This window comes from Rhizobacter sp. P2_H2 (assembly GCF_056403375.1).
This window is the reverse complement of sequence record NZ_JBFUFP010000147.1, coordinates 1-8,563: the sequence shown is the minus strand read 5'-3', so window position 1 is coordinate 8,563 and position 8,563 is coordinate 1. Positions and strand designations below refer to the sequence as shown.

General features: G+C 69.7%; 12 protein-coding genes and 1 pseudogene. All 13 read right to left on the bottom strand.

The window, feature by feature from the left end; genetic code table 11:
- A partial coding sequence (locus AC1D15_RS11020; RefSeq protein WP_477825996.1) for an HrpF/NolX family T3SS translocon protein occupies positions 1-1,241 on the bottom strand: 1,241 nt, incomplete at its 3' end.
- Positions 1,242-1,298: 57 nt separating this feature from the next.
- Positions 1,299-2,117: a type III secretion system export apparatus subunit SctT gene (sctT, locus tag AC1D15_RS11015; RefSeq protein ID WP_465114603.1), complete on the bottom strand. Its 819-nt coding sequence runs from the start codon at positions 2,115-2,117 to the stop codon at positions 1,299-1,301.
- On the bottom strand, positions 2,110-2,628 hold the full coding sequence (locus tag AC1D15_RS11010) for a hypothetical protein (protein ID WP_465114604.1): 519 nt from the start codon (positions 2,626-2,628) through the stop codon (positions 2,110-2,112). The genes sctT and AC1D15_RS11010 overlap by 8 nt, the downstream gene beginning before the upstream one ends.
- Positions 2,625-3,947, bottom strand: coding sequence for a type III secretion system ATPase SctN (sctN, locus tag AC1D15_RS11005; RefSeq protein WP_047505543.1), 1,323 nt, complete (start codon positions 3,945-3,947; stop codon positions 2,625-2,627). The genes AC1D15_RS11010 and sctN overlap by 4 nt, the downstream gene beginning before the upstream one ends.
- Positions 3,948-3,949: 2 nt before the next feature.
- Positions 3,950-4,669 (bottom strand): type III secretion system stator protein SctL, encoded by a 720-nt coding sequence (sctL, locus tag AC1D15_RS11000; protein ID WP_477825995.1) that lies wholly within the window; start codon positions 4,667-4,669, stop codon positions 3,950-3,952.
- A gap of 8 nt (positions 4,670-4,677) precedes the next feature.
- On the bottom strand, positions 4,678-5,397 hold the full coding sequence (locus AC1D15_RS10995; RefSeq protein WP_477825994.1) for a type III secretion protein HrpB4: 720 nt from the start codon (positions 5,395-5,397) through the stop codon (positions 4,678-4,680).
- Complete coding sequence (gene sctJ / locus AC1D15_RS10990; RefSeq protein WP_477825993.1) at positions 5,397-6,173, bottom strand: type III secretion system inner membrane ring lipoprotein SctJ; 777 nt, start codon at positions 6,171-6,173, stop codon at positions 5,397-5,399. Before sctJ ends, AC1D15_RS10995 begins: the two co-directional genes overlap by 1 nt.
- Positions 6,174-6,198: 25 nt before the next feature.
- Positions 6,199-6,627: a hypothetical protein gene (locus AC1D15_RS10985; protein WP_465114607.1), complete on the bottom strand. Its 429-nt coding sequence runs from the start codon at positions 6,625-6,627 to the stop codon at positions 6,199-6,201.
- Positions 6,628-6,649: 22 nt separating this feature from the next.
- On the bottom strand, positions 6,650-7,105 hold the full coding sequence (locus AC1D15_RS10980; RefSeq protein ID WP_047505551.1) for an HrpB1 family type III secretion system apparatus protein: 456 nt from the start codon (positions 7,103-7,105) through the stop codon (positions 6,650-6,652).
- Between the two features lie 111 nt (positions 7,106-7,216).
- The gene (locus tag AC1D15_RS10975) at positions 7,217-7,567 is read right to left on the bottom strand and encodes a hypothetical protein (protein ID WP_477825992.1); all 351 of its coding nucleotides are present in this window, start codon (positions 7,565-7,567) and stop codon (positions 7,217-7,219) included.
- A gap of 79 nt (positions 7,568-7,646) precedes the next feature.
- Positions 7,647-7,841: a hypothetical protein gene (locus AC1D15_RS10970; RefSeq protein ID WP_047505555.1), complete on the bottom strand. Its 195-nt coding sequence runs from the start codon at positions 7,839-7,841 to the stop codon at positions 7,647-7,649.
- Between the two features lie 19 nt (positions 7,842-7,860).
- Positions 7,861-8,133, bottom strand: a complete 273-nt coding sequence (locus AC1D15_RS10965) for a hypothetical protein (protein ID WP_047505557.1) — start codon at positions 8,131-8,133, stop codon at positions 7,861-7,863.
- A pseudogene (locus tag AC1D15_RS10960) lies at positions 8,133-8,563 on the bottom strand (hypothetical protein); the annotation flags it as partial. The pseudogene AC1D15_RS10960 and the gene AC1D15_RS10965, both read right to left, overlap by 1 nt.

Below are 8,563 nucleotides of genomic sequence, written 5' to 3'. Positions count from 1 at the left end.
CCCTTCGGCTTGTGCGTGGCGTTCGCCGGCGTCGTTGCGACCTCCTTGTTCTCCAGGTGGCTGCGGAAGGCCTTGATGTCGTCGCGGCTGATGGTGCCGTCGTCCGACTGCTGCCACAGCTTCTTCGCGCCCTTGATGTCGCGGCCGTGCTTGGCGTTGTCCAGCTTGCCGAACAGCACCGGGTCCTCGAGGAATTTCTTCGCCGCTTCCTTGTCCTCCGGCGCGGCCTTCGGGTCGTCGGCGATCTTCTGCAGCTTGTCGCGGTTGAACTTGCCGCCGAACGCGCCGTTCGGGTCCGCATCGATGCGGTCCAGCGCCTTCTTCTGGTCGGCGTCGAGCTGCCCCTTGGCCGCGATCTTGTCCTCCATGCTCGCGTGCGAGACCTTGTCCTTGCCGTTGTTCAGGTCCTTCCACTCCTGCGGGTGGTCGGTGAAGTACTTGGCCGCGGCGATCAGCTGCGGCGGGCACTTGCCGGTGTGCGAGGTGCCGTCGACGATCTTGTGCAGCTCGTCCAGCGACATGTCCTTCGGCAGGTAGTCGGCGTACTTGTACAGCTCGTTCTCGGCATCGTTCTTCGTGATCGGCCGGCCCTCGGTCGTCTTGCCGTTGTCGCCCGACGGGATGTAGTTGTCCGCGTAGCCCTGGGCCTTCTCTTCGTTGTAGGCCTTCAGCTCCGGGTCCTCGGCCAGCTTCTGGATGTCCTTCGAGCTGATCTTGTGGTCGAGCTTGCCGTTCTTGCCGCCGTCCAGCATGTCCTGCAGGCCCTGGTCCGACAGCAYGGTGTTCAGCGCCTTGCGCAGGTCCGGCGGCGTCTTCTCGTCCTTGGCCATCTTCTCCATGTCGGAGATCTTGGTGCCGTGCTTGCTGAATGATCCCTCATGGCGCTCCAGCGTCGACAGCGCATCCATGCGCGCGGCCTTCTGCTCCGCGCTCACCGGCCGCTGTGCCGGCGGTAGCTGCTGCTGTTGCTGCTGGGCGGCCTTCTGCATCGCCTGCGCCTGTTGCGCGCCGCCTTGCTGCACCGCGCCGATCATGCCCTTCAGCAGCTGAGCGCCTCCGCCTTCGCCGTCCTCGTCGCCCCCACCCGGCAGCGACAGCGGCGGCAGTTGCCCCATCGTCGATTGCGCGAGCTGCTGCATCGGGTCGCCGCCCTGCGGCGTGCCGCCGAGCTTGCCTTGCGGCGGCACGGCGATGCCGATCCGGCCCTGCAGCCATGCCTTGTTGTCGACCATCATGTTCATGCTCGTTCTCCTGCGGAATGTGGGGTGTTGGAATGGGGCGCCGAGTCGAGGTGTCGCTCAGCGCGCCTGCAGGCTGCCCTGCAGCTGCTGCAGCAAGCCGGTGGGCAGCAGCAGGTGCCGCACCTGGCTGACCAGCACGCCGATCAGCAGCGCGAGCATCAGCATCGTCACCGCGCCCTTGACCGGCTGGCTGAGGTTGGTGGGTTCGAGCTTGTCGGCCGCGCGCGTGATCAGCCCGAAGCCGAGGTCGATCAGCACCAGCACCAGCATCATCGGCGCGGCGAACTTGATCGTGCTCGTCATCAGCGAATCGGTCTGCTGCACGATGAACAGGTCGGGTACGCGGGCCAGGTCGGGCATCGGCGCGAACAGCGGCCACACGTGGAACGAGTCGAAGATCGCGCCGATGAACACCAGCATGCCGCCGAGCGCGAAGAACACCGCGATCACCAGCTGCACCAGCAGGTTCGACACCGGCGTGCTCTGCTGCCCGCTCATCGGGTTGGTGAGCTGCACGCTGTTGTAGCCGGCCTGCGTGTCGATCATCGCGCCCACGCACTCGGCCACCCAGAACACCGTCGAGGCGGCAAAACCCATCAGCAGGCCGATCATCGATTCCTTCAGCGCGAAACCGGCCCACTGGCCGGCCGTCAGGTTGCTCGCGACGTCGGCCGGCAGGCCGAACGCGACGAAGCCGCCGATGATCACGACCAGGCCGGCGCGCACGTAGCCCTGCACGAACTGGTCGCCCATCGGCGGCAGCACGTTGAAGGCGGCGAACAGGCGCAGGCTGGCGAGCGCGGTCGCGAGGAACAGGTCCTCCAGCGGATGCAGCGTGCGCGCGGCGACCTCGTACAGGCCCTGCATGTCATCCATGGGCGGCCTCCTGGCGCTGGGCGCGCTGGCGGGCGACGAAGCGCGCCGCGCCGGTCTCCTCGGTCTCTTCCTCGGCCAGTTCCTCCTGCGCCGCTTCGCGCTCGCGCAGGATGGTGGCGATGCGCTGCTCGAAGCCCTCGATGCGCTGGTCGTTGCGGCGCACCGCCGCCTGCGCGGTCTTCACCACGGCGGCCTGGCGGTCGACGTGCTTGTGGCTGTCGGCCAGGGCCTTCTCGGCCTGTGCGGTCGCGCTTTTCAGGTCCTCGATGCGGAAATCCGCCGCGCGCACCGCGTACGGCGTGAAGGAGGTGCGCAGCAGCGCGTCGCGTTCGTCGCGCGCGTCGCGCTCGTCCTGGCGGCAGGCGGCGAGCTCGCCCTCGGCGGTCCGGCGCGCCTCTTCGAGCTCGGCGAGCTGCTTGCGCGCCGCCTGCACCTCGGCCTCGAGCCGCTCGCCCTGGCGCTTGCGCACCTTCACCAGCGTCCGCAGCGCCTTGACGGGCGCCGCACTCACCTGACGACCTCCGCCAGCTGCCCGAGGATGTCCTCGTACGGCATCAGGTCGCTGGTCTTCTGGTTCAGGAACGCGCGGATCTCGCCGACGCGCTCGATCGCCAGGTCGGCCACCGGATCGTTGCCGGCCTGGTACTCGCCGACCTGCAGCAGCATCTCGACCTCGTCGTACTTGGCCATCAGGTTGCGCAGGTGGCCGGCCGCCTCGGCGTGCTCGGGCGGCACGATCTGCGTCATCACGCGCGACAGGCTGCCCAGCACGTCGATCGCCGGGTACTGGTTCTTCGCCGCGATCTTGCGCGACAGGATCATGTGGCCGTCCAGGATGCCGCGCACTTCCTCGGCGATCGGGTCGCCGCCGCTCTCGTCCTCGGCCAGCACGGTGTACAGCGCGGTGATCGAGCCGACCGCGCCCATGCCGGTGCGCTCCAGCAGCCGCGGCAGCTCGGCGAACACCGACGGCGGGAAGCCGCGCCGCGCCGGCGGCTCGCCCGCCGCCAGGCCGATCTCTCGCTGCGCCCGCGCAAAGCGCGTCAGCGAATCCATCATCAGCAGCACGCGCTTGCCCTGGTCGCGGTAGTACTCGGCGACCGCGGTGGCCACGTAGGCGGCCTTCGCGCGCTCGATGCTCGAACGGTCGGAGGTGGCGCACACCACCACCGACTTCGCCATGCCCTCGGGGCCGAGGATGAACTCGATGAACTCGCGCACCTCGCGGCCGCGTTCGCCGATCAGCGCGATCACGCTCACGTCGCACTGCGCGCCGCGCGCCAGCATGCCCATCAGCGTGCTCTTGCCGACGCCGGCCGGCGCGAAGATGCCCATGCGCTGGCCTTCGCCGAGCGTCATCAGCCCGTCGATGATCTTGACGCCGGTGGGCAGCGGGTGCTCGATCATCGCGCGGCTCATCGGGTCCGGCGGATCGGCGAACACCGGCCGTTCCTCGTCGCCGAGCAGCGGGCCGAGCCCGTCGATCGGGTCGCCCAGGCCGCTGATCACGCGGCCGAGCAGCTGCGGGCCGACGCGCACCGACAGCGGCCGGCCGGTGCCGACCACCTGCGTGCCTTCGGAGACGCCGCCCATCGAGCCGAACGGCGACAGGATGGCGCCGTGCTTGCCGAAGCCGACCACCTCGGCGCGCTGCAGCAGGCGGCCGCGCGGGTCGCGCAGCTCGCACAGCTCGCCGACCTTGGCGTCCAGGCCACTCGCGCGGATCAGCGTGCCGACCACCTCGGTGACGCGGCCGGTGCGGGCCAGCACGTCCTCATGCGTCAGCTCCTGCTCGAGCGTGCTGACGAAGCGCTGGAAGCTGGTGTCCATGGTCAGGCGGCTTCCAGGTGGTCTTCGGTGGGGGTGTCGTCACGGGATTCGTCGGCGTCTGCGTCTTCGGCGTCGTCCGCCTGCGCCATCTCGCGGGCCGCGCGCTCGACGGCACGGCGGATCGCGGCCAGCTGCGTGTCGAGCCCGGCATCGATGACACCGCTGTCGGATTCGAAGCGGCAGGCGCCTTCGGGCATCTGCGCATCGACGACGACCTCGATCGCCGTGCCGGTAGCGCCCTGGGGCAGCTGCGCCATCAGCTCGGCGATGGCGCGTTGCGCGTCCTCGCGGTCGGCCTCGGGCACGCGCAGCGTCAGCATGGCCGAGTCCTTCACCAGCTTCGTGATGGTGCGCAGCGAGCGGCGGTACAGCGCCGAGCGGTCTTCCTGCTCGATCACGCGCTCCACCGCCATCGAGACGATGCCCGACAGCCGCTCGCTCTGGCGCACCAGCGTGCGCCGGCGCGACTCGGCGGCCTGCAGCTGCTGCGAGGCCCAGTGCGCCGCGGCGTCCTGCGTGCCCTGGTCGAAGCCCTGCTGCCAGGCGCCGTCGAACTGCGCCTGCGCCTGGGCGAGCAGGTCATCGGCCTGCGCCTGTGCGTCGGCGAGCAGCGCGTCGGCCTGGGCTTGCGCCTCGGCCAGCACGCGCTCGCGCTCGGCGTCGATCGCCGCGGCCACGTCGGCCGACGACACCAGCTGCGCGTGGTCCTGTGCGCGCAGCACGCCGTCGTCTAGGCCGACAGTGCACGGTCCATGGGTGAGCCAAACAGCCATGCATGCTCCGGAAAGTAGTGGGGAAGTCGAGCCATCATTGAATCGCCGGGCGGCGAGGCCGATGGGGCGGCGGAAGAAGACGCGGATGGAAACGCGAAGGCCGGGTCGGCCTGCGTGCTGCCCGGCGCGAGCGCGAGCCGCACCCAGGCCAGCGTGTGCTTGCAGTGCCATTCGCGGCGCTCGCTCAGGCGGGCGTAGCCGGCGGCGGCCAGGCGTTCGGGGTCGAGCTCGGCGGCCGACAGCGCGCCGGCGGCCGGGTTGCCGGTGATCCGGGGCGCGGCCAGCAGTTCGTTGTAGGCCGCCTCGCCGATGCGCTCGATGACGGCCTGGCGCGCGCCGCGGCCGATGCAGCGGCGCACGCGCTCGCGCTCGGCATGCAGCGCGACGGCGCCCAGCACGCGCAGCACCTGCTCGCGCGGCAGCAGCGCGATGCGGTGCGCCCGGTGCTGGAAGCCGGCCAGCGACGCCCAGCGCAGGCCGTAGACCCCGGCCAGTGCGGAGGCGCCGCGCTCGCTGGCCGCGGCCGGCGGTGGCGTCTCGAAGCCGATGCGTTGCCAGGCGGCCTGCACCCAGGCGGGGTGCAGCTGCGCGGCGATGTCGGCGGATTTCGCGCGCGCGGTCGCCAGCAGGTGGCGCAGCAGCGGCACGGTCTCGGCGGACGCGGGCAGCGCGTTCATCAGGCGGCTCCGGCGGCAGCGGTGTCGGCGCCGGACTTCAGCAGCCCGCGGCGGCGCGCGAAGGCATAGCCGCCACCGAGCAGCGCGCCGGCGCCGAGCAGCAGCGACAGGCCGAGCACCGGCGACATCCCGCTGCGCTGCGCGAGCGCCGCGCTGGCCGTCTCCGGCAGCGCGGCCGCGGCCACCAGCGTCACGTTGACGTTCTCGTAGGTCAGGCCCTCGACGCTGCGCACCACGAGGTTCTTGACTGTCGGCACCAGCGTGGCCACGTTCGATTYGGCGCGGTGCTTGATGAACACCGACGCGCTCGACGGCTTCACATGCTCGGCTAGCGGGTCGTTGTTCGGCAGCACCACGTGCACGCGGGCCGACACCACGCCGTCGATGCTCGACAGCGTCTTCTCGAGCTCCTGCGACACGCCGTAGATGAAGCGCACGCGCTCCTCGGTCGGCGTCGAGATCAGGCCGTCCTTCTTGAACATGTCGCCCAGGTTGGCGCGGCGTTCGGCCGGCAGGCCGTTGGCGCGCAGCACCGCGAGCGCGCGGCCCATGTGGTCGGTCTCGACCGCGACGTTCCAGGTCTTGCCGTCGGGGCTGGCCTTGGCGGCGTCGAGGTTGGCCAGCAGCAGCACGCCCAGCATGTCGTTGGCGTCGGCCTCGGTCAGCTTGGTGTAGACGTCCTGCTTGCAGCCGGCGAGCGCCAGGGCGCAGGCGGCGAGCACGATCGCGCGCAGCAGGAAGGCCGGAGGGGTGGGGATCGACAGGGTGGTCAGCACGGTGGGCTCCTTCAGGACCGCGAGGTCACTGGTTCTTCAACAGGGTTTGCAGGCTCTTGTTCGAGCCCTGCGTGATCGAGGTGGCGATCTGCAGCTTCAGGTTCGTCACCGCGACGTTGCGGCTGACCGCCATCGACGCGGCGACCACCTCGGAGGCACCCATGCCGGGCGCCGCGGCGAGGAAGTTCTCGACCTGGCCTTCGACGCGCTGCAGGTCGCCCTGCTGGCGCTCGATCACGTGCTGAATCACGTTGCCCGGGTGGCTCACCGATGCGGCGGCATGGTCGGTGCTGCGCTGCATCAGCGACTGGAAGTTCTGCTGCATCTCGGGCGTGACGGCCGAGGGCACGGGTGCCACGCCGTGGCCGGCGCCTTGCGTCGCCTGCGAGGCCAGGGCCTGCAGCGCCTGCTCGGCGGGGTTCAGCGGGGCGACGGATGAAATCGGGTTGATCATGGTTCGTCCTCGGTGGAACGGGTCAGCAGGCCAGGCCCATCGGCGGCATCATCGACAGGTGGCTGCCGCCCTGGGAGTCGTTCGAGGCCTTGCGGATCTGGCGGCCGGAGGCCGATTCCAGCGCATCGACGATGCCGCGTGCCGCGGCGTCCGCCGGCAGCGCGATCGCCTCTTCGGCATAGGTTTCCCACAGGCCGTCCTGCTGCACGTACAGCGTGAACGACAGCATCGCCTTGATGACCGCGTTGGTCGGGTGCTTGTGCTCGGTGCGTTCCAGCAGCGAGCGGGCGCCGGTGAAGTCGCCGGCATGGATCAGGATGCGGGCCTCGGCCGCAGCGAGCTGCGGCAGGTTCGGATGCACCGCCGACATCAGCTTCAGCACCGTGGCGACATCGTTGCGCGGCGCAATCTCGCTCGCGAGCGAGTAGACCGCGGCGAACAGATCGGTTTGCCACTTCGGCAGCTTGCGTGCGGACATGGTCGAATCCTTCAGGCCAGTTCAAAGAGTCTGGAAAGGTGGCATCGCCGACCCGATGCCCCGGGGGTGGAACAGCAGAAAAGGGCGGACGGTCGGTCCGCCATGAATGGCTTACTGCGCCGCCGACTTGAACGACTCGCCGGCCTTCTTCATGACGCTGTTCAGACCGTCGTTGATCGACGCCATCATGTTCATCTTGGCCATCGCCGAGCTGGCTTGCATCTGCATCTCGGTCATGGCTTGCGCGTCTTGCACGGCGCTGTTCAGCGACTGGCCCGTGGTGCTGACATCGCTCCCGCCGATCGAGTTCAGGGTGCTGCCCACCGAGTTGGAGGCGTTGTTGGCGACCGCGCTTGTGCCGGCCATGGTGGCGGCGTTGCTGGCAGCACCGGAGGCGGTGCTGGTGAGGTTCTTGCCAAGGCCCAGGGCGCCGGAGCTGGAGAAGAGGTTGAGCGGGTTCATGTCGTTTCCTTTCAGGGGTGCCTTGCAGGCGGGTTGCAACCACTTGGCAGGCTCCGTGTGGAGCCTGATCGAGAGCGGGTTACGTTGCTCTGTCGAATTCGGTCGATGCGATGGCCGAAGCCAGCGCGCGTTGAAGGGAGCCGTCCTGCGGCCACATGCGTGACAGCGCGGCGAAGATCGTGTCGGCGTCCTGTTCGCTGCCGTGCACCAGGCCGAGCGCCATCGCGGCGGCCAGCTTGCGGACGACCTCGATCTGCAGGGGCTGTGCATCCATGGGTGCAGTCCTCGAGAGATCAGGCGACGAGTTCGCGGCCGTGCGTCTTCTGCCAGGCCAACAGCACGATGCGGCGCGACGCGGCGAAGGCCTCGCTCACGAGCCCGGCGAAGTTCTTCTCCTCGAAGTCCGTCGCGCGCAGCTGCATCTGCTGGCTCAGCGTCTCGGCCTGCGCGAAGTACTTCGCGAGGCGGCGCGTCTTGTCGCCGGTGGTGTCGCCGTTCACGGTGGCCTGCAGCTTGTCGAAGTCGGCCAGCAGGTCGGCGGGCGGGGGGGCGAGATCGGTGCTCATCAACGGACTCCTTGGAGGGCGGTCTGACCGTTGGTCAGCACCGCATCGGGGGCGACGGTGAGCACCAGGTGCTTCACACCGTCACGGGTTTCCATCACCGACACGCCGTCGGTCGACAGGGATGACAGGACGGCCGGGCTCGGCGGCTGCGGCGTCGCAGGCTCCTCGAGCACCGCGTCGATGCGCTTGACGACCGGCGACAGGTCGGCGGTGACGCGATCGATCGCGGCCTGCGTCGCGGCGACGTCGTTGGCCTTCACCGCGTAGCTGAAGACGCCGGCGCCGCGGTAGGTGATCTGTGCGCCGGGCAGGCCGATCGCGCTGCGGATCGTCTCGGCGACATCGCTTGCCACCGACACGTGCTGCTGCAGCGGGAAGCCGGCGGGTGCGGCCTTCAGCGCGGCGTTCACCGCACGCAGCTGCTCGGCGT

Bases quoted from the DNA above. Each gene is read 5' to 3' on its own strand.
- AC1D15_RS10985 (WP_465114607.1), bottom strand. From the start codon at position 6,627: ATGATCAACCCGATTTCATCCGTCGCCCCGCTGAACCCCGCCGAGCAG.
- AC1D15_RS10980 (WP_047505551.1), bottom strand. From the start codon at position 7,105: ATGTCCGCACGCAAGCTGCCGAAGTGGCAAACCGATCTGTTCGCCGCG.
- sctT (WP_465114603.1), bottom strand. From the start codon at position 2,117: ATGGATGACATGCAGGGCCTGTACGAGGTCGCCGCGCGCACGCTGCAT.
- AC1D15_RS10965 (WP_047505557.1), bottom strand. From the start codon at position 8,133: ATGAGCACCGATCTCGCCCCCCCGCCCGCCGACCTGCTGGCCGACTTC.
- sctN (WP_047505543.1), bottom strand. From the start codon at position 3,947: ATGGACACCAGCTTCCAGCGCTTCGTCAGCACGCTCGAGCAGGAGCTG.
- AC1D15_RS10975 (WP_477825992.1), bottom strand. From the start codon at position 7,567: ATGAACCCGCTCAACCTCTTCTCCAGCTCCGGCGCCCTGGGCCTTGGC.
- AC1D15_RS10970 (WP_047505555.1), bottom strand. From the start codon at position 7,841: ATGGATGCACAGCCCCTGCAGATCGAGGTCGTCCGCAAGCTGGCCGCC.
- AC1D15_RS10995 (WP_477825994.1), bottom strand. From the start codon at position 5,397: ATGAACGCGCTGCCCGCGTCCGCCGAGACCGTGCCGCTGCTGCGCCAC.